This is a genomic window from Dyella japonica A8 (assembly GCF_000725385.1).
Classification (GTDB): domain Bacteria; phylum Pseudomonadota; class Gammaproteobacteria; order Xanthomonadales; family Rhodanobacteraceae; genus Dyella; species Dyella japonica_C.
In genome coordinates this window covers 311,800-330,753 of sequence record NZ_CP008884.1, presented here as the reverse complement: position 1 = coordinate 330,753, position 18,954 = coordinate 311,800, and the positions used below count along the sequence as shown (strand labels likewise).

The window sequence follows — 18,954 nt, the reverse complement described above, 5'->3', positions numbered from 1 at the left end:
CCAACGCGCTCATGGGTGCTACAGCAGCCGGCTGCTTCGCGTGGACTAAATTCGTGATGCGGATACGCAGCACCCGCCACCTCCGCACACGCGAAAGGCGTGTTCCTCCACGGCGTGTCGCAGTGTCCGTTTCAACCCGTAGCGCGCCGTGGTTGGGCGCGACACATGTACGCCATGTCGATCCCGTGCATCCTCGCTCGTCTGATAGGTAGGACCTGGCCAAGCCCGGCACCGTGGCTGGCATCCAGATCCGACCCATAGGGAGGCTCTCATGACTACTGATGGCAAAGTTGCGGCTCAACGGTACTTGATTTCGTTCGACGACGGCGCGATGGACTCTATCCCCGAGGAAGACTTGCCATCGGTGGGCGAGGCGGCACACAAGGTGCTTCGCGACGCAAAGGCCGCAGGCGTCTGGATCTTCGGCTGCGGTGTAGGCCGCCAGCAATCGACCATTGTCGCAACCGACGGGACGATCACCGCCGGTCCCGTGCAGGAGACAAAGGCAGTTATCGGCGGCTTCTCGATCATCGAGGTTTCGTCACGCGAAGAGGCACATATCTGGGCTGCCAGATTCGCCGCTGCGTGTCGCTGCGCGCAGGAGGTTCGCGAGATCATGTTCGATCCGGAGTCCTGACAGCGGTTTGCAGGGCTGTGCGGCGCAATCACTCATGCAAGCCGATGCCGCCTCGCGGCCCGGCGTGATCCACGCCATGCATGTCCGCCTCGACCCAAAGCCGGCCTCATGAAAACGAGGGCAGAGACAAGATGAGGCGGCGCGCACCGGCGGCGCCTGCCCGGGGCTGGAAGCTGGCGGCGGAGTGGGGTTTCCTCCCTCCTGGGCAGCTACGGTCGGGAGCTGACGAAAAGTACACTCCGCCCCCCCCTTTTCCGTTTTCAAATCGACCGCATCAGCTCAACCGGATGCATGCGCAGCCAACGCTGCAACGACAGGCTGACCACGGCCCCTGCCAACAGCAGCATCAGCGCCACCGACAGCAGCAACATGGTCGGCCCGAAATCCAGGTAGACATGTCCGAACGTGGCGCTATAGGCCAGGTCGAACAGCAAGCCAAGGGCCAGCCCTGCCGCGACCAGCAAGCCACTCTCGAACAGAAAATGCCGCAGGATGTCCTGCTTGCTGGCGCCTAGCGCACGCCGCGTCGCGATCTGCCGGCGGCGGCGTGAAACCCAGTAGTTGGTCAAGCCGAGAATGCCGCAGAGGGCGATGACCAGCACAACACCCATCACAACGGCCAGTGCGGCCACCGCTTGTCGATCCGTCGCGAAATAGGCGGTGCGGATGCGGGAATAGGGGGCGAAACCCCAGCGCGCCTTGCCGGCATCCGCCTTGTTCAAATCATGCGTGACACGGTTCAGCTCGGCCACCGGCCCGGTATAGCGCACCAGCAGCAGCGCGTCATCACTGGGAAATTCAGGCAGCAGAAACGTGGAGCCGGACTGCACCGCGCCCATGTAGGCGGGGGCTTCCAGCGGATTGGTCACGCCAATCACCGTATAGAGTTGATGGGCCACCCGAACCTGTTTGCCAACCGCCGGCTCACCACGGAACAGCCGCTGGGCCAGGCTGGCGCTGAGCAGGATCACATGGCCGGATTCGCCAAAGCGAAGCGCGATGTCGTCGGCCTGAAAACGGCGCCCCTGCCGCAGCCGCAGGCCAAGCACCGTGGCGAAATCGGCGTCCCCCTGGTAGGCGTAACCCTGCAACGGCACGGTGCGGCTTGCATCATCCGGTGCGCTGATCGGCATCAGCTGGGCGCCGGTGCCGTAAAAGGGCACGCTGGAGCCCAAGGACACCTGGCCCGGGCCGGCCAGCGCGCGGAATCGGTCCGCGGCCTCCAGCAGCTGCGAACGATGCACGGGTTGGTCGGTACCCGTGCCGCGCACGACATACAAGCCGTGCTCGTCCACGCCGCTGTCCTGATTCATGCCGGCGACACGTGTCACGAGCATGCCGGAGGTGGCCAGCACCACGGCAAAGGTAAAGGCGTATTCCAGCACGAGGATGCCGGCGAGCACGCGGTGGAAGCGCCATATCGAACGCCAGGTGCTGCCGAGCGCGCTCACTGCGCCACCTTGATGATCAGGGCCGGATCAGCGCGGCTGGCCAGCCACGCCGGCAACACGCCTGCCAGGATGCTGCAGGTGACCATGAGCAGGAGCATCACCACAAACATGATCCCGTCCATCTGTGCCATCACGGTGTAGCGCGCATCATCCAGTGATAGCTGGCGCAGGGCATATAGGCCGCCAAAGGTCAGGCCCACGCCCAGCAGGCCACCGGCGCTCCCCACCAGCAAGGCATCGCAAAGGTATTGCCGGACGATATCCAGGCGGCTGGCGCCCAGCGCACGCCGGATGCCGATCTGCGAGGTGCCGCGCATCAGCCGGGAAAGCTGCATGCCCGAGGCATTGACCACGCATAGCGCCAGGAAAACCAAGCCCAGCCAGCTACCGCGATCCACCTCGGAGGGAACCACGTCCGCAACGATCTGCCGGACATTCGATAGCTGCAGCGCGCGTGCCTGCTCCGGGGGAAAGAGCTGCGGCAACTGGCTTCTTACCGACTGCGTCAGGGCCCAGACATCCTTTGGCGTGGGGGTGAGGTACCACACCGACAGCCAGTTGCAGCGGGACGCAAGCAACTCCATGGGCACGCATAGCTGCGGATGGTCCCGTGGCATGGACTGGAAGATACGCATGCTGGCAGGCGCATAACGCACGGCGGTCACAGGCAGGAATACGCCTTCGCCACCCACGCCAAACGCGCCCAGCGTCATGTCGATGTAGTGGGGCTGGGGAAACCACGGGCCCGCGACGCCGATCACCGTGTACAGCGTATCGCCCACGCCCACTTGCCGCCCCAGCGGCGAAGCGTTTGGAAAGAGCCGTTGGGCGACGTCTTGGGCGAGTACGGCCACGGGGGCTGCATCCCGCTCCTCCTCGCGTGTCCAGCTTCGCCCGCTCGCCAGCGGCACATCAAACACGTTGAAAAAGTCGGCGGTGGCATAACGCACACCCAGCCCGCCATCGATGGCGATGCGATGCTCGCCGACGGCGATGCCGTCGATATCGCCATAGCCTGTCTCCACGGCATCCGCCGTGCCGCCGCCCAGCCGACGCAGCTGCTCGGCCTGCGCGTAGGTGACCCAGCCGCCCATGCCCTGCATGACCTGCGGATCCTGCAGCTTCAACAAACGCTCGCTTTTGCCCGGAATCGGATCCATCGCCAGCGCGTGACGCAGCGTGATCATCACCATGCTGGCCGACAAGCCGACGGCCAGGGTGATCACCATGAGCAGGGCCAGCCAGGGCGTGCGCCGCAGCCCCTTCAGCGCCAACGAAAAGTAATAGCCGGACATGAGTGGCGACGCGCCGCGCAGGGACTCTACAGGGAGTCCTGGCAATTTATCTTGAAGGTGGCGGAGGGTTCCAGCTCCAGCGCGTTCACCGTATAGGCGCCTTGTACAGATGGCTGGTTCGCGGCATCGCGCACGGTCTGCTCAATGTGGTGGCGCACCTTCAGTGAGTTCGCGCAGGCTTCACCCTGCAGGCCAAGCTTGGCCACCAGCAACGTATACGGCGTTTTGCTGCTCACCAGCGCCTGCGGGGAATAACCCATGTCGGCAAGATAGCCCTTCAAGGTGGCGTCCGTGCGGGAAAGCTCCGGCTTGCTGTAATCGGCAAAATTCCGCGTGCCAATGGCCGACACGATCTTGTGCGTGATGTCGGCGGTATCGCCCACATGCATTTCCATCACGCCGGCCAGGGAGCCGGATGATGTGTACACGTACACCACCAGCGGACTGGGAATAGGCAAGTGCTCGTGCAGGTAACGGGCCCAATCACCCTTGGCTTCCGGCGGCGCAGACGCCGCGGCATCTCCCGTGGACGCATGGGCAAGCCCCATCGCACACGCTGCAAAAAAGCCCATGGTCCTCAAAAATCGAGACATTGATCGTTTCCCCATTGCATGAATTGAAAGTCGTCGCCGCTCCCGGACTGGCCTGTGCCGACGAGCGCGATCGGGCCATTCGTCTGCCCGGCCGGCCATCCGCGTGCGACGGAATCAGGGTGCGGCTAAACCAAGGCGGCCTCTCGCCCGGACGGCTGTCGCCAGCCTTCCTCGGGTTCCCCTTGCACGGTGGCGAATGGCTTGGCCATAGCAGGCGTTGCGCTTGAATCGGTTCGACAACGGCCCGCCCGGCATCGCCGTGCGGGCCGCTGATTCAAGCCGGCATCACGTGTTGCCGACGGGCTGCGACTGGAGCTTGATGCACTTATAGAGAACGTAGGTTGTGCCGTTGACCACGGTGGTGCCTACTTCTACTGCAGTGGTACCTGCAGGACAGCCGGCAAACGCCGGCGCAACGGACACGAACACGGACGCCAATGCGATGGCGCATATCGCCAATTTCCTCATGTGTTGCTCCCTGGGGACGCTCAGACTACGGACGCTATGGCTGGTCCCCTTGCAGCCGCAGCGTGCAGTAACTCTTCCCTAAGCTACCAACGTAATCGAGTTGGCGCGTTCACCCACGCTAACAAGAATCGGGGTTTGCGGGAAGGGTTGTTCCGTCACGATGCTTCAATCTGGACGTCCAGGTGGCTGGCCATGCCAGCGCTTTGGAAGCGGTTCGCAGGGTGTGCGGTGAGCAAGGACGGGCTGATCCGCGTCCAGCGATAAGCCTGGCGTAAGGTCCACTGTCGGCCCTCGGCGGATATGTCATCGGCGATGGCAAAAGGTGAGAATCCACCACCAAGGGAACGCTATCAGCCGGATACAAGGGATGGCAGCACGTAGCACGTAGCCCGGATGACGCCGCTGGCTCCATCCGGGCTACTGGGCTAACCAAACTCCGTGGAGTCTCAACCTCGTCATTCCGGCGCAGGCCGGAATCCAGTAACGGTATCGCTCGGTTTTTGCGGAGAGCTAATCAACCTCGTTACGAAAACCAAGCCTAGCGGCCACTGGATTCCGGCCTACGCCGGAATGACGATCAAAAACACGGCCTTCGAGGCGCTCGGTCACAAGTAGCCCGGATGAAGCGCAGCGAGAATCCGGGAGGACCGTGCGAAGTCGATCCAGCTAAACCAAGACAACGGCGCCGGTTACCCCATGCACGACCGCAAGCGTGTCGCAGCGTGATCCCGGATGACGCCGCTGGCTCCATCCGGGCTACTGGGCTAACCAAACGCCGTGGAGTCTCAACCTCGTCATTCCGGCGCAGGCCGGAATCCAGTAACGGTATCGCCCGGTTTTTGCGGAGAGCCAATCAACCTCGTTACGAAAACCAAGCTGGTCATCCAGTGGCGGGAACGTCCGGTTTTTGCGGACCCCGATGCGAACTGAAGAACTTCGATTTCAACCCTTACTTCTGCGTTGAACATATAAAAACGAGCAAGGGCATGCTCGACGCGCTGATGCGTGGTGAAGGTTGACGACAGTGCAACGATGATGGACGTGGCTGATTCAGCCTGACGGCGTCCTGACCTGGGAGCATTCAGCGTTGATCGTCGGGCGCCATGCCCCTCTCGACATGCCGATGGCTGGTTTGCTGGCGCTGGCCCTTGATGGGGGCGGCGGTCAACTTTCGCTCTATCGACGAACTTTGTCCGACCCGTTATCGTGCCGCCCATTGCGGGGTCCATCGCGTGGATAGCGCCATGCATTGCCGATACATCGCCTTCGGTGCCGTGGTGATCGATCTGGTCGGCCGGCGTACCCGTGTCACCGGCGAAGATGTCGCGCTCGAACCGAAGGCGTTCGACGTGCTGGTTTTGCTCGCGCAGACGCCTGGCAAGGCGTTTACTCGCGACGAGATTCTGGATGCGGTATGGGGCCATCGACATGTCACCCCCAGCGTGCTCAATCGGGCGGTGACGCTGATCCGCCAGGCGCTGGGTGACAGCGGCAAGGTCCTGCACACGTTGCATGGCATCGGTTACCGGTTCGATGGCCAGGTGCAGTATTGCTTGACTCGCGAAGAGCTTCCGGGGGCCGGGCCGGCTGGCGGCCCGGCGGACCAGGCGGAGACGCCCGCACCAAGCGACGATGAGGTAGCGCCCACGGCGGTTACGCCGTTGGAATCCGCGCCGGTATCGATCGACCCTGAGCTGCCGCAGCCGATGGCGGAACCGGTCGTGGCGTTGCCCGAGACAGTTGCCGCAGCGCGACCTGCCGCACGACGCGGGCGTCTGCTGTTCGCCGTGGGGTTGGTCGGCGTCATCATCGTCTTGATCACCGGGTACGTGCGACATCACGAAGGGACCAAGGCGCCGATATCACCCACCCTGGTTGTTCTTCCGTTGCACGTGATCGGCGATGACAAGAACGAAGCGGCGTTCGCGGATGGACTGAGCGAGGAGTTGACCACGCACCTTGCTCGCATCGAAGGTCTGCGCCTGATTGCCGGCAACTCGGCGGAGCGTGCGCAGCGCGCGGGCTTCGATGCCGCGCAGCTGGCGGAGCGCCTGCATGTGACGCACGCCATCGAAGGCAGTCTGCGGGAGGCGGGCGATCAGCTGCGTATCGATCTGCGCCTGATCGAAGTGCCCAGCGGCAAAACAATCTGGGCGCAGGGTTATGACCGCAAGCTCGCCGATGTCCTCGTGGTGCAGCAGGACATGGCACAGAGCGTCGCCTCGACCTTGTCGCTGCGCATGGGCCTGGCTCACGAAAGCACGCGTGTCCCCGACCCGCAGGTACTTCGTGAATTTCTGACGCTACGCCATACCTTTCTGAGCGAGGCCGACGACACGGCCTATCAGAAGGCAGAGGTGGATCTGAATATATTGGCCGCACGGGCGCCTGACTACGCGCCGGTACACGGCCTGCTCGCTCTGAATCTGGCGTCCGACTTCGAAGGCGAGGGCAAGGAGAGCGAGGCCGTGCAGGAGGCCAGGCAGGCGCTTGCGCTGGACCCTGGCGATTTCTATGCGCATGCGACCCTGGGCACCATCGCAGAGAAGCAACGTGACTGGCGCACGGCCAAGAAGGAATACGACACCGCGTTGATGCTCAACCCGTCCGACGTGATCATGCGCAACATCATGGGGATGTGGCTCGGCAGGTTGGGCTATGGCGATCTTGCCGTTGCCCAGTTCCAGATCGCTTACGCCTCCGACCCGCTCGGCTACTGGGTGACCTACAACCTGGGTACGCAGCTTGACGCGATTGGCCATCACGATCAGGCGCAAAAATATCTCGACGAGCTGCCCCGGTTGGAGCATGCGTCGGCCAGGCTCACCGCCGCGGCACGCTGGAGCAATGCCGTATGGCGCCATGACCTTGCTGCCGCGCGCGAGCTGGCCGCGCGGATGCCTGACGAAACGGGCATGGGCACGGCGTATGCCACGGTGACGCAGGCCTTGCTCGATCCCTCTCGCTGGCCGCAGGCCAGCGCCGCCATCGCGGCCTACGAAGCCAAGACCGGCGAACCCGCGCGGCTGCGTCTGTTCGAACCACAGGGGGATGCCGATGCTTTGCTGAGGCATTTCGAAACCGGCACCCAGCGTCCCGATGGCGAACTTGTGTGGGTTCCCGAGTTCAAGGCGTTGCGCCACGCGCCCGCTTTCCAGGATTTCCTCCGGCGCATGCAGTTCATCCCTTTCTGGAACGTCAACGGCTGGCCGCCGCAGTGTCGGCCCGAGGGCGAGGGCGCGCGCTGTGATTGACGCGCCCGTTGTCTTTGCACATCGCTGCGGGTGAACCCACGGCGGTGCCGGTCGCCGTGCCGTCCCTGGCAACGGCGACAGCCTGGGGCCGTGCACGGGTGTCACGCGTGCGGGGACACGAGGGGGCAGATCAACACGTTCCCGGTAACGACTTCATAGGGATTGGTCGCATTGGGATCGGTATTGATCGGCAGGAACTCGCCTTTCGCCTCCGCCTCGTCGAGTGCGGTGACGCTGGTTACCGGCACGAAATGGGGATCGCTGAGCACGCTGGGGTTGTACATCAGCACGATGACCTTCCATGGCCCCTTGAACTGGCCCGCCGTGCCATTGGTACCCAGTCCCGGCGCACCGGTCAGCACGTGATCGTGATGGACGAACGCCAGTGGCAGCCCCGGATGCATGCAAGGGTTGCACTGCGGCTGGTAGCCGGAGGCGAGCGTGATAGGCGCTGTCGTCCCCGGGGGCGTCGGGTAGGCGAGCAGGTACAACTCCTGCGACTGCGCAAACAGGTTCAGGCTTGGATCCGTGATCATGTGCGGGGCGATCATGTAATAGGTCTGCCCATCGACATAGACCTGGTCGATAGGGGGCTTGTCCGCGCGGGCCACGGCGGCCGTGGCAAGCAGTTCGATGGCCAGGACCAGGGCGCAGATCACGCGGAGGTTTCGACGCAGAAACCCCTTGAAACCGGTGGCCTGATATCCGGTCGACCCTCGCTCCGCGATTAACAAAGATGAACGGGCACGCATGGCGATCCTCCTGACATCGGCGCTGGATGCGCCGGCTGCAGGCAGCATGGCGGGCCGCCTTCGCGCTTGCCTTAGGGCGCGATGAGGAAATCCTTGGGGATTTCAGAGTGGCTGCTTAGGTTCGGCGGAAACGCCGTTCCATCACGCCTTGGGTAGGGGCCGCGTTGGCGTCGGCGCTCGCTTTACCTGCCTTCCGTCGCAGCCCCATACTCCGGGCGCGCCAAACATCAGGGCGCACCTTACAGACAACTGACGCACGACAGCCACGGCTTTCAGGGGGAAACCATGCTGCTGTACGGATTCATCGGCCTTTGGCTTCCGCAGATCATCAGTTTCGCCAGCGCGCTCTTCGTTCTTGTCATGATCTTCAAGGCGTGGCGGGCCACGGGCAGCCAGGGCCTGCTGCTGCTCGCCATCGTTACGGCGATAGGCGAGCTCGAGTACCTCGCCATGAAGTTGGTTCCGCCCGTGATCGTGATGCAGCGGGTCATCTTCAGCACGTGGTTCTCCGCGCTCATCGGGGCTGCCATGGCGGTCGCATGGTGGCTGCACAACAAGCATCTGGCGGCCCGGGAAGCGACTGACACGGACGATTGACCGGCGACAGCGCGGGCGTGTGGCGCGCCATCCCGCGCGATGGGGCGCATGGAGTCAAAACCTAGGGAGGGGACGCGATGAAGCAGCGCATGATCGGCGTGGTTATCCTGCTGCTGGCCTGGTTCATGTACCACACGGCGGTCCATGTGCCATTGCAGCAGATGAAAGCGCACGCGCCGGAGATCAAGGTATGGGTGAAGGCCCTGGTCTTTCTTCCGGCCCTCATCGGCATGGGGCTTTTTTATCTGGTTCTTGGCGAGAAAATGGAAGACAGGGCGACCGGTGTGTTCGCCTTGGCCGCCATTCCGATGTTGGCCCTGGGGCTCTGGTGGTGGACCTGGTTCGAGCACCAGAAGGACATCTATGGTTACGGTGGGCATCCGCTCCCGTCCGCGCCGCCCGTCGCCGTTGCCGATGCCAACCCTGTCCCGAATCCAGCGCGGGCGGACGTCGTCCCGCCGCACGCTGCGCCACCCCAGCTACCGACGCAGGAACTGCACGACCTCTTCGCCGCCGCCAGCGACAGCGGGGAAGCACGCGGCATGTTGGTCCCGGGTGAACGCATGCGCAGGTCGGTGCCCAACCTGCAGATCACCGATCTGGTCCGCGTCGTGATCAAGAAAGGCGACGACCTGGTTCCTGCCGGCTGCTCCCGCTACCACGTGACGATGCAGCAAGGGGGTGACGTGATGCAGGTGCCCGGCGAACCACGGGTCCTCAGGCCGTACAGCCTGAACCTGACGTATGCACTCAACTATTGCCTGGACCGGACGACGCCCAGCGAGGGCTACGACATTCACGTCGAATCGTGATTCATCGATGGCGGCGGGGCATGGACCGTCGTCATCGTTGAGCGACGGAAGGGCGCGCAGATAGCAATCGACGAGTCGGCATTCGATCCCGGCTCGTGCGACCACTTTTTTTCCAAAGCAGGCATCGCGACATGCCACTTGGCGGCCACTCGTCATGGTCTCGAGCCGTGGTGCCTGAGAGTATGATTCGTGGGCCTTGTTCACTGCCCATGCGGCGGTTGCGAGCGTAAGCAAGGCCGATAGCCATCGACAAAGTCATCATGTCACTGCGTGAGCTCAACAGGAGGTCAGCGTGTGCCGCATGAAATGGATAGCATCGACGTTCGTCATCCCATGGTGTTTCGGCGTGGCACTGTTAGCCGGTTCGATGGCATCCCATGCTGCGGTCGACGAGGCGGGAAACCCCACGGCGGTATTCACCGCACCGGCACGGGACGGGTCGCACGATTTCGATTTTCTCATCGGTGACTGGAAGGCGCATGTGCGCCGGCTGCCTGACCGCCTGAATAATTCGACGGCGTGGGACGAGTACGACGGCGTCTCCAACCATCACAAGCTGCTCGATACCAACGCCAACTTCGAGCAGTTCGACGTGACGAGTGCGGACCGGAAGTTGCACATCAAGGCGCAGACCTTGCGCATGTACAACCCGGACACGCATCAATGGAGCATCTACGGCCTGGACCTGGACAAAGGCGAACTGGACGCGCCCGTGGTCGGCGAGTTCCACGGTAATCGCGGTGAGTTCTACAACCACCAGGCATGGCGTGGCCGCGTGATTCTTGTTCGCTGGATGTGGTTGAACGTTTCACCCAGATCCGCGCGGATGGAGCAGGCGTTCTCTCCCGATGGCGGCAAGCATTGGGAGGTGAACTGGATCTGCGAGTTGTCGCGTTAGGCGCCGCTTTGCCCCGGCACGAATGGCTTTCGTACCCTTGGAGCAACGTATGAACAAGCAGATGGCGGATCGGCTGCGCGGCAGCTTGGTGGGCTTCCTCTTGATCGCTCCCCTGGCGATGGCGGCGACGCCCGAGCCATCCGACGGCTCACACGATTTCGATTTCGAGATAGGCACCTGGAAGACCCATGTGTCGAAGCTGGTCCATCCGCTGAGCGGCTCCCGTGAGTGGGCGCAATACGACGGCACGTCCGTGGTGAGCAAGGTATGGAATGGGCGCGCTAATCTGGTGGAGCTGGAAGCGGACGGGCCGCAGGGCCATCTCGAGCTCGCCTCTTTCCGCCTCTACAACCCGCAGGCACACCAGTGGAGCCTGAATGTCGCGAGCAGCCGGGGTGGGGCGTTCGGCACGCCGACGGTTGGCGAGTTCAAGCATGGCCGCGCCGAGTTCTACGATCAGGAAACCTTCAACGACCGCACCGTCCTGGTCCGGTTCGTGATCTCCGATATCAAGGCCGACTCATGCCACTTCGAGCAGGCCTTTTCCGCGGATGGCGGCAAGACCTGGGAGGTGAACTGGATTGCCGACGATACGCGCGTGGACCTTGCCGCGCATCGTTGATCAAGGCGGCTAGGACAGCTTGTTCGCGACCCTGCCCGTTGAGCTCGCCGAGCATGGCGGCGTCAGTCTTGATGCCATGCCACCGATGCTGGTGTGCGTGGAACACCACGGTGCGCCGAACGGCAGGCGTGTTGCGTTCGCCCTGGACAACGGCTGGCACGTCCGGGCGATCCTGGTGAGGTTCACACGACGCCCACGTGCGTGAAAGCAGCTCGTCGAATCGCCGCGCGCCGCGGTGAGACATCACCCGAGTAAGGTGGTGGCGCGTGGAACGATGGTTGCCGGTCCATGTTTGATATGAGCTATTACACACGTGAACAACTCCAGGAGATCTTGAGCGAACTCGACGCCGCCATCCCGCAGATGAAAGCCAGCCATCCGGACGAGACCGAACTGGTCATGGCCTTCGCGGAGAGGGCCAATGCGGCGGGCAGGAACGTCAGCGATGCCGATGCCGGCTGGTTCATTGAGCAGCTGAGTGCCATCCAGCACCGCCACAGTATCTGCGGCTGAATGCCCCCACGACGCGGGGCCGGTGGAAGCGCGGTGACGTTCGCCCCGGGGCGGTGAGTGCCGCCGCTCGCGATGGTGGTAAGGTCCGTTGCCGGTACGGGAACGGCAGGCGGGCTGATGCGCCCGGCGGAACGGACACACCCACCAGCAAGGAGGCGGTGATGGCATCGAGGGCAGGCGTTTGGGGGATGTCCCTTTTATGGCTGTGGTCAGTTCCCCTGCCATCGCTTGCCAGGGAAGCGGACCGCAACGCGCCCATCACCACCGTCGCCAAGGTGACCAACGCCTACGACAGCCCCAACTCCGTGACGACCCTGACAGGCCATGTCAAGGTGACGCAGGGGAGTCTTGTCGTCACGGGGGACAGCGTCAAACTTTACTTCGACGCTTCCCAGCAGATATCGCGCGCCGTCGTCACCGGCCATCCTGCGCACATCCAGGAGCTGGATGAGCAGGGCCGGCTTATCCAGGGTGATGCGGAAACCCTGGACTACGACAACGAGAATCGCATCGCCGTGCTGAGCAAGGGCGCCGTGGTGACCATGGAAGGCCAGGGCGAGGTGCACGGCGACAAGCTGACCTACCACTTCGATAGCACCGCCTTGATCGGGGAGAGCGGCGAAGAGGGTCTTGTGCACGGGACCATGCTGCCGAGACACACCCCTGGGCAGGGCGCTGCCGGCGTGGCGCGGCCTTGAAGCCTCTGCGAATGCATCGGCAAGACAGCTGGACGGATGGATGGCCGGGAAAGCGTGCCGTCAGGATCATGGCATCGGCGGCACGCGACGCGCTCAGGTGCGCGGGCCTTTGAGGTAGACCTCGTCGGGCACCTTTTCCAGCCAGTGCACCGCCACGCCGTTCACCGACTCCTGCACGGCCACGTGCGTCATGGACGTGGTGGGCGTGGCGCCGTGCCAGTGCTTGTGGCCCGGCGGGCAGATGATGATGTCGCCGGCCTGGATCTCGACGATGTCTTCACCCTCGCACTGCGTCCAGCCCTTGCCGGCCGTGACGATCAGCACCTGGCCCAGCGGATGCGTGTGCCAGGCGCTGCGGGCGCCGGGTTCAAAGGTGACGATGCCGCCGGAGAGGCTCGCCTCGCCAAGCCCTCTGAAGGGCATATCGATGCGGACGGTTCCCGTGAAGTACTCGGCCGGGCCCCGGGTGGAAGGCAGGGAGCCGTTGCGGATGAGCTGCATGGATCGTTCCTCTTGGGGTAGGGGATCTGGCCGTCCATCCCGGGCAGGCGGGCATGGACGCGCCGTTCACGGCATGCCTGGCGCCCGGCTCGCACGGTGTGGGAGAGCCGCGCTGTCATAACGAAATCCACACCTGAACTATGCCGCGCCTCGCCACACGATGGGTGTAACCTGACCGGGAACCGGAGCGACAAGGGAGGTCCAACAGATGGACGTCGAGTCCGCCTCTGCTGCGTGGATGGCGTTCGGTACGGTCGAGATCGATACCCTGGGCCATCGCCTGTTTGTCGATGGTGAAGAGGTCGGGCTCGAACGCAAGGCATTCGCCGTGCTCGTGCTGCTGGCACGCGAGCCAGGCCGCGTATTGGGTCGTGATGAGATTCTCGACGAGGTCTGGGGGCATACCCATGTGACGCCCGGTGTGCTCAGCCGCGTGATCGCGGTGCTGCGCCATGCGCTCGGCGAGAGCGCAGAAGAAAGCCGTTATCTGCATACCGTGCATGGCGTCGGCTTTCGCCTTGACGCCCAGGTGCGATGCGCCGGGTCGCGCGAGGAGTTGATGGGCGAACGCGTGCTGGCCGACGCGGCGCTGGCATTCGTGCCGGTGCTGGCCTCCGCCAAGGTGGCCGCGCCACCGGTTGTCACGCCGCCCGCTGTCACCGTCGCCGCCGAGGCCGCCACCGAGGCCGCACCTTCGCTGCCCGGCAAGACGCGTCGGCTGGGGAGGGGGCTGCTTGCCACGATCGCGGCATTGCTGGTGGTGGCGGCCGCGTGGTTCGGCTGGCACGCCATCGCGCGTCACCACGCGGACACGGCGGCGGCGGTCGATCTGAAGTCCATCGCCGTGCTGCCGTTCGAGAATCTCAGCACCGATCAGGGCAACGCCTATTTCGCCAGCGGCATGCAGGACATGATCCTCACCCAGCTGGTGGGTATTGGCGGGCTCAAGGTGATTTCGCGCACCTCGACGGAAAAATACCCGAGCCATCCCGAGGATGTGCGGACGATTGCGCACCAGCTTGGTGTGGCGACGCTGCTTGAGGGCACCGTGCAGAAGGTCGGCAACCAGGTGTTGATCAACGTGCAGCTGATCGATGCCACCAGCGGCAACCACCTGTGGGCCAAGGCGTATACGCGCACGCTGGACAATGTATTCAACGTGGAAGGCGAGGTCGCGCAGAACGTGGCGGAGGCGCTGAAAGTGCAGCTCACCTCGGCCGAAACCGCGCGCATCGACAAGGTGCCCACGTCCAACGCGCAGGCCTACGACCTGTACCTGAAGGCGGGCATGCACGCCAACCGCGCCTACGATGACCCGTCGCTGTCCTCGTCGGAGGCGCCGCAGGCCATCGCGCTGTATCAGCAGGCGCTCGCCAGGGATCCCGACTTTGCGCTGGCGGCGGCGGCCTTGGCGCGTGCCCACATGCAGCTGTATTTCTTTGGCCCCGACCGTACGAACACGCGACTGGCCGAGGCGAAAGCCGCCGCCGACCGCGCCCTGGCATTGCAGCCGAATCTTGGCCAGGCCCATTACGCGATGGGCTTGTATGACTACTGGGGGCATCGCGACTACGCCGGCGCTATCGCCCAGCTGGAAATGGCGCGGCAGGCCATGCCCAGCAGTGCGGCAGTCGAGCTGCTCATCGCCGCCATCGCGCGGCGCCAGGGTCACTGGGACGAGGCGGTGGCGCGCTTCCACGCGGCGACCCTGCTCGATCCGCACAGTGAATTTGCCTTCAACCAGCTCGGCGTGACCTATCAGAGCCTGCGTCGCTATGCCGATGCCGACAAGGCCTACGCGACCGCGCTTGCATTGAGCCGCAACCCGACCGGCGAACACATGGCCCAGGTGTTCAACCTGATGATGTGGAAGGGCGACCCGGCACCGTTGCGCGCCGCGCTGGCAGCGCTTACGCCGGGCAGCGACGCCTACACCAGCAACGTCATGGGCATGTATTTCGAGCGCACGCTGGTGCACGACTATGCTGGAGCCATCAAGGTCGCCGAGTCGGACAAGGCGGAGAACTGGGACGATCCGGACAACATCGTCCTGCCGCGGCGCCTGTATCTGGCGTGGGCTTTGCAGGGCGCGGGCGACACGGCCAAGGCGGCAACGACCTTCGGCGAGGTGGCGGAGCGCACGCGTGCCGCCCTCATCGAGCGTCCGGATGATGCCGACCTGCATCTTGCGCTGGGCTTCGCCTATGCCGGACTTGGGCGAAAAGCCGAAGCCCTGGCGGAAGGCGATCGTGCCGTTGCCCTCATGCCGATCACCGAGGATGCCCTCACCGGGGCGGACATGCTCGAGCACCAGGCGCAGCTGTACATGCTGGTCGGCCAGCACGATAAATCCATTGCCCTGCTGGAGCGCCTGCTGTCCATGCCCACGGGCGCCATCCTGTCGAGCGCGCTGCTCCGGCTGGATCCCGTGTGGGATCCGCTGCGCGACGATCCGCGCTTCAAGGCCTTGGTGTCGACGTCGGCCAGCGGCAGTTAGCGGGCGCTCGCGGCGAGGGACGGGGGCATGCCCGCACAAGCGCGTGAGCGCCACCACCGTCTGCGCTGCCCATGCTTGCGCCCGGGCGTCGATGCGAGTTGAATCGGACTCACTCCAGCTCCTTCGCGCGGGTGCATAGAGAGATATGGAACATCATCCGATGTTGACGCCGTTCTGGTTTCACACCGACCATGGACTCGGTTATGGCGTGACCGCACGTTCCATGATGGATGCAGAGTGTCTTTTGCGTGACTTCGGCTATCCCAGGGAAGGCGAACTGGTGATGGCCATCGTGACCGGCATCACCCACTCCCAGCTGGAGCCGCACCACGTAGCTCCCAACGCCGGGCCGATCATCGTGCGTGGCGTATGGTTTCCGAATCACACGTTCAGTGAATAGCATCCGTGCGGGCTGCCCATGAGCTGGCGTTGAGAGCCATGCTTGCTGGCGAGCCGGCGCAGGCATGCCGCTGGATGCTGGCGGATGCCATGCGGCGACACCCTGGGCTGTGTGGATGGGTGTGGTTCTCCACCTGAGGAGGTTTGCATCGATGTCCCGTTCCATGAAGGGGCTGCACCGCCCTGAAAGCACACCGTACCTGCCGCTGCGCTTTCGGCTTTCCTGCGGCGTGATCGCCGCACTCGTGCTGTGGGCGGGGTTCGTGTTGCTCCCGTCGCTGGTGCCGGGATACGACGGGGTCAGGCAAACCATCAGCGAAATCGGCGAAATGGATTCCCCCGCCAGGCTTCCCTTCGCGGCCATGCTTTGCGTCGTCGCGATCTGCGTGTTGCTGTTTGCCTGGGGCCTTGCGGACGTTTCGGCCAGGCGGGGGCGATCATCGGCGGCGGCTTACCTGACCGGATGCATGGCGATATCGTGCGCTGGCGTCGGCATCTTCGCCTATCCGCACCCGCTGCATGGCGTTTTTGGATTGTCCGAATTCATTGGCTACCAGGCCCCCTGGGTGCTCGCCCTTACGTGGCGTCGCGAAAAGATACCGCGCGCACTCGTGCCGTTCTCGTGGACGATGGGTGTGCTGCTTTGGCTGGCGATCATCGCGAACCTGAGCGTGCTGGATTTTCACAGTTGGCTCTGGAAGCTCGAAAAGCCGGTCTACGGCATCATCCAGCGCCTGCTGTTCTTCACGTGGAGTCTCTGGCTCGCCGGCATCAGCGTGATGGTTCGGAGAAGCCGCGACGTTGCGGATGACGCGGCTTGAGGTCCGCTTTCGGCCCAAAGCGCACCTAACGGACGGGACGACAAAAAGAGGGGGCGGTCGTGCCATGCATTGGGAACAGGGCTAGCTCTCGCCGCCTCACGTCCGTCATTCCGCTGCTAGAAATAGGGCTTAGCTTGGTGGCTTCCACAGGGAGGGTCGAGGCGTGCGAATTCTGTCTGGGTTCGTTTCAGTACCACTCATTGCGCTTTTTGCACTCTCCTCCATTTGGCCATTGCCTTCCAAGGCGGAAGAGGCCGAATGCAATCCCAACTGGATTGCACCGGGCCAACGCACCGTAACGCCAGCGCGAATCACGGGAGAGTCGAAAGAGCATCTCGTGTTGCATATCAATCGTGACACCCCACTTCACAAGGACACCTCGACACCGGGCGCGGACTACCTCATTTCTGGTGATCCGGTTGACCTGGTCACTACCTGCGGCGATTACTCGTATGTACGGTTTCACGGCCAGAAGCAGGTCTCCACCGGATGGGTGGACAAGGCACGTGTGAAAGTCGAGGGTGATCCGTACGTTCCTCTTCCCCCCAATGCAAATGCCCTCTGTCAGGCGGCAGAAGATGTCCTCAACAGCGACCACGCCCACGGCAAACTTCCGAACCCGCCAAGCGAAGAGCTGGATCCCGAAGTCGGCAGGCGATTCGACCTTCCCGGACAGCCAGCAGCGGCGACGCCCCAAGTAGCCCACGTCATATCGGGCGGCAGGTCATTGGCGGTCGTCACTGCTGATTGGGGCGGGACGTGCCACGCCTTTGAGACTACGGTACTCAGTGGCGACATGACATCGCTACTTACCCCTAAAGACAAAGCGGATCGCGACCCCTACAACACGGGTGAAGAACATTGGGGCTTTGGCAATGACGAAACCCTTGTCTCCGTACTTGGTCAGCCAATGATCATGACCGCTGCCGAAGGGAGCACTTCGTTCTATCTGTCGCTCGTCGACAGGAACGGTGACCTTGTCGCCACCTGTCACGGAGAACTTGTCGCACAGCGCGAAAGAAGCATCATCGCTAGTCATGATGACGCGGTTTGTCATGCGATGTTGGCGGGAAGGCAAGAGCATTTGAACCTTGGTAAACCGTCCCCAAAAGAATCATTTTCTCTATCGGGACGGCTCAAGGAAAATTTTGGCAACCCTTCCCGGGGGGAAGGCGACGAAGCGACACAGCTAAGATTTTTCTTCCTTGGCGGCACCGTCACCTATTCACTAGATCAAACCGGCGACGTCGATCTCAACAATAGCGGCCATGCCCAGCGTGTGGGAATTGTGTCCTACAAGTTCGGTGATTCACAGGCGGGCTGCGGGACTGCGAAGGACAGTCAGTCATTCCCTGTATACATCGATGCTCACGGTGTGGGCGACCCCGGAGCTCCCGCCAACCAGGACATTGGCGACAAGCTCCCGCAAGGATTGGGAAACGCGAAGCTCTCGAAATACGCTGGAAGGACCTATGTTGAACTGTCCGACGGACCCGACAATCCATCGGCCGAGGTTTGGCAGATCAACGCGCATGGTCCGAGTCAGGTTTGCGCCTTCCAAACCACACGATATGTAGTTTCGCCCATCAACTAGTATCGCGAGTTGGTATTGTGGATGGGATCTGGAGCCGTCCGCTTTCGACCCATAGCGGACCTAAATTGAACCCATGGATTAAGGGCACGATGAGAATTTCTAGCTTATATGTCGGGATTTCGCTGATCCTCATTGTCGTTCTATCGTTTCGCGTCGTTTTGCGTCGATGGAAAGTCCGCGTCGGATTGGGTGACGGTGGCGACATGGAGTTACGCCAAAGAATTCGAGCACATGGCAATGCTGTCGAATACCTTCCAATGGGCTTGCTGGCACTCCTAATGCTCGAAATTGGAGGTGCTGGCCCGATGGTTCTACATGGTTGCGGCGGAACATTCATTTTTGCGCGCGTTGTGCATGCCATTGGCCTTTCGCGCAAAAGCGGCGTGTCGGTGGGGCGCGAAATCGGAATGCCCCTTACGTGGCTTGCATTTCTTGCGATGGCTTGGTTACTGCTATCTAGATATCTGCACGGTCCCGGTGCGTAAGGACAAGCACGTCCACGACGTCCGCTTCCGACCCATAGCGGACATTCTGGCAAACGGTGAAACTAAT

General features: G+C 63.0%; 18 protein-coding genes. 13 read left to right on the top strand and 5 right to left on the bottom strand.

The window, feature by feature from the left end; genetic code table 11:
* Positions 1–271 precede the first annotated feature (271 nt).
* Positions 272–637 carry a YciI family protein gene (locus tag HY57_RS01355; protein WP_019464550.1) on the top strand — a complete coding sequence of 122 codons (366 nt, stop codon included), beginning with the start codon at positions 272–274 and terminating at the stop codon, positions 635–637.
* Between the two features lie 260 nt (positions 638–897).
* On the opposite strand, the gene HY57_RS01350 is transcribed toward HY57_RS01355, so the two are convergent.
* The 3 genes from HY57_RS01350 to HY57_RS01340 are packed head-to-tail and all read right to left on the bottom strand — an operon-like array spanning position 898 to position 3,931.
* On the bottom strand, positions 898–2,088 hold the full coding sequence (locus HY57_RS01350; RefSeq protein ID WP_019464551.1) for an ABC transporter permease: 1,191 nt from the start codon (positions 2,086–2,088) through the stop codon (positions 898–900).
* Positions 2,085–3,383, bottom strand: a complete 1,299-nt coding sequence (locus HY57_RS20680; protein ID WP_019464552.1) for an ABC transporter permease — start codon at positions 3,381–3,383, stop codon at positions 2,085–2,087. The genes HY57_RS01350 and HY57_RS20680 overlap by 4 nt, the downstream gene beginning before the upstream one ends.
* A gap of 26 nt (positions 3,384–3,409) precedes the next feature.
* On the bottom strand, positions 3,410–3,931 hold the full coding sequence (locus HY57_RS01340) for a hypothetical protein (RefSeq protein ID WP_019464553.1): 522 nt from the start codon (positions 3,929–3,931) through the stop codon (positions 3,410–3,412).
* A gap of 1,757 nt (positions 3,932–5,688) precedes the next feature.
* On the opposite strand from HY57_RS01340, the gene HY57_RS01335 reads away from it, so the two are divergent.
* The gene (locus HY57_RS01335; RefSeq protein WP_019464554.1) at positions 5,689–7,698 is read left to right on the top strand and encodes a winged helix-turn-helix domain-containing tetratricopeptide repeat protein; all 2,010 of its coding nucleotides are present in this window, start codon (positions 5,689–5,691) and stop codon (positions 7,696–7,698) included.
* Between the two features lie 101 nt (positions 7,699–7,799).
* Here the strand turns inward: HY57_RS01335 and HY57_RS01330 are convergent, their stop codons facing one another.
* Positions 7,800–8,357 carry a hypothetical protein gene (locus HY57_RS01330; protein ID WP_019464555.1) on the bottom strand — a complete coding sequence of 186 codons (558 nt, stop codon included), beginning with the start codon at positions 8,355–8,357 and terminating at the stop codon, positions 7,800–7,802.
* A 378-nt stretch (positions 8,358–8,735) separates the two neighbouring features.
* Here HY57_RS01330 and HY57_RS01325 point away from each other — a divergent pair, with 378 nt between their 5' ends.
* From HY57_RS01325 to lptA, 6 genes are all read left to right on the top strand, one after another.
* Positions 8,736–9,047, top strand: coding sequence for a hypothetical protein (locus tag HY57_RS01325; protein ID WP_019464556.1), 312 nt, complete (start codon positions 8,736–8,738; stop codon positions 9,045–9,047).
* A 77-nt stretch (positions 9,048–9,124) separates the two neighbouring features.
* The gene (locus HY57_RS01320) at positions 9,125–9,859 is read left to right on the top strand and encodes a hypothetical protein (RefSeq protein WP_019464557.1); all 735 of its coding nucleotides are present in this window, start codon (positions 9,125–9,127) and stop codon (positions 9,857–9,859) included.
* Between the two features lie 346 nt (positions 9,860–10,205).
* Complete coding sequence (locus HY57_RS01315; protein WP_144240739.1) at positions 10,206–10,757, top strand: hypothetical protein; 552 nt, start codon at positions 10,206–10,208, stop codon at positions 10,755–10,757.
* A gap of 49 nt (positions 10,758–10,806) precedes the next feature.
* Positions 10,807–11,379: a hypothetical protein gene (locus tag HY57_RS01310; protein ID WP_019464559.1), complete on the top strand. Its 573-nt coding sequence runs from the start codon at positions 10,807–10,809 to the stop codon at positions 11,377–11,379.
* A gap of 288 nt (positions 11,380–11,667) precedes the next feature.
* Positions 11,668–11,892, top strand: a complete 225-nt coding sequence (locus HY57_RS01305; protein WP_144240738.1) for a hypothetical protein — start codon at positions 11,668–11,670, stop codon at positions 11,890–11,892.
* A gap of 188 nt (positions 11,893–12,080) precedes the next feature.
* The gene (lptA, locus tag HY57_RS01300) at positions 12,081–12,590 is read left to right on the top strand and encodes a lipopolysaccharide transport periplasmic protein LptA (protein ID WP_019464561.1); all 510 of its coding nucleotides are present in this window, start codon (positions 12,081–12,083) and stop codon (positions 12,588–12,590) included.
* Between the two features lie 93 nt (positions 12,591–12,683).
* Here lptA and HY57_RS01295 read toward each other — a convergent pair whose 3' ends face one another.
* Positions 12,684–13,091 (bottom strand): (R)-mandelonitrile lyase, encoded by a 408-nt coding sequence (locus HY57_RS01295; protein WP_019464562.1) that lies wholly within the window; start codon positions 13,089–13,091, stop codon positions 12,684–12,686.
* 208 nt (positions 13,092–13,299) lie between these two features.
* Between HY57_RS01295 and HY57_RS20675 the strand changes: the two genes are divergently transcribed.
* From HY57_RS20675 to HY57_RS22260, 5 genes are all read left to right on the top strand, one after another.
* A complete protein-coding gene (locus tag HY57_RS20675) occupies positions 13,300–15,588 on the top strand; it encodes a winged helix-turn-helix domain-containing protein (protein ID WP_019464563.1) in 2,289 nt (762 codons plus the stop codon).
* A 160-nt stretch (positions 15,589–15,748) separates the two neighbouring features.
* Positions 15,749–15,988, top strand: coding sequence for a hypothetical protein (locus tag HY57_RS01285; protein WP_019464564.1), 240 nt, complete (start codon positions 15,749–15,751; stop codon positions 15,986–15,988).
* Positions 15,989–16,139: 151 nt separating this feature from the next.
* Complete coding sequence (locus tag HY57_RS01280) at positions 16,140–16,808, top strand: DUF998 domain-containing protein (RefSeq protein ID WP_019464565.1); 669 nt, start codon at positions 16,140–16,142, stop codon at positions 16,806–16,808.
* Positions 16,809–16,971: 163 nt separating this feature from the next.
* Complete coding sequence (locus tag HY57_RS21400) at positions 16,972–18,402, top strand: hypothetical protein (RefSeq protein ID WP_144240737.1); 1,431 nt, start codon at positions 16,972–16,974, stop codon at positions 18,400–18,402.
* Between the two features lie 89 nt (positions 18,403–18,491).
* Positions 18,492–18,887, top strand: a complete 396-nt coding sequence (locus tag HY57_RS22260; protein WP_081500605.1) for an MAPEG family protein — start codon at positions 18,492–18,494, stop codon at positions 18,885–18,887.
* Positions 18,888–18,954: the final 67 nt, after the last annotated feature.

Coding starts and splice junctions, on each gene's coding strand:
- HY57_RS20675 (WP_019464563.1), top strand. CDS start 13,300: ATGGACGTCGAGTCCGCCTCTGCTGCGTGGATGGCGTTCGGTACGGTC.
- lptA (WP_019464561.1), top strand. CDS start 12,081: ATGTCCCTTTTATGGCTGTGGTCAGTTCCCCTGCCATCGCTTGCCAGG.
- HY57_RS01285 (WP_019464564.1), top strand. CDS start 15,749: ATGTTGACGCCGTTCTGGTTTCACACCGACCATGGACTCGGTTATGGC.
- HY57_RS01355 (WP_019464550.1), top strand. CDS start 272: ATGACTACTGATGGCAAAGTTGCGGCTCAACGGTACTTGATTTCGTTC.
- HY57_RS01320 (WP_019464557.1), top strand. CDS start 9,125: ATGAAGCAGCGCATGATCGGCGTGGTTATCCTGCTGCTGGCCTGGTTC.
- HY57_RS01325 (WP_019464556.1), top strand. CDS start 8,736: ATGCTGCTGTACGGATTCATCGGCCTTTGGCTTCCGCAGATCATCAGT.
- HY57_RS01310 (WP_019464559.1), top strand. CDS start 10,807: ATGAACAAGCAGATGGCGGATCGGCTGCGCGGCAGCTTGGTGGGCTTC.
- HY57_RS01305 (WP_144240738.1), top strand. CDS start 11,668: ATGTTTGATATGAGCTATTACACACGTGAACAACTCCAGGAGATCTTG.
- HY57_RS22260 (WP_081500605.1), top strand. CDS start 18,492: ATGAGAATTTCTAGCTTATATGTCGGGATTTCGCTGATCCTCATTGTC.
- HY57_RS01340 (WP_019464553.1), bottom strand. CDS start 3,931: ATGGGGCTTGCCCATGCGTCCACGGGAGATGCCGCGGCGTCTGCGCCG.
- HY57_RS01295 (WP_019464562.1), bottom strand. CDS start 13,091: ATGCAGCTCATCCGCAACGGCTCCCTGCCTTCCACCCGGGGCCCGGCC.
- HY57_RS01335 (WP_019464554.1), top strand. CDS start 5,689: ATGCATTGCCGATACATCGCCTTCGGTGCCGTGGTGATCGATCTGGTC.
- HY57_RS20680 (WP_019464552.1), bottom strand. CDS start 3,383: ATGTCCGGCTATTACTTTTCGTTGGCGCTGAAGGGGCTGCGGCGCACG.
- HY57_RS01280 (WP_019464565.1), top strand. CDS start 16,140: ATGTCCCGTTCCATGAAGGGGCTGCACCGCCCTGAAAGCACACCGTAC.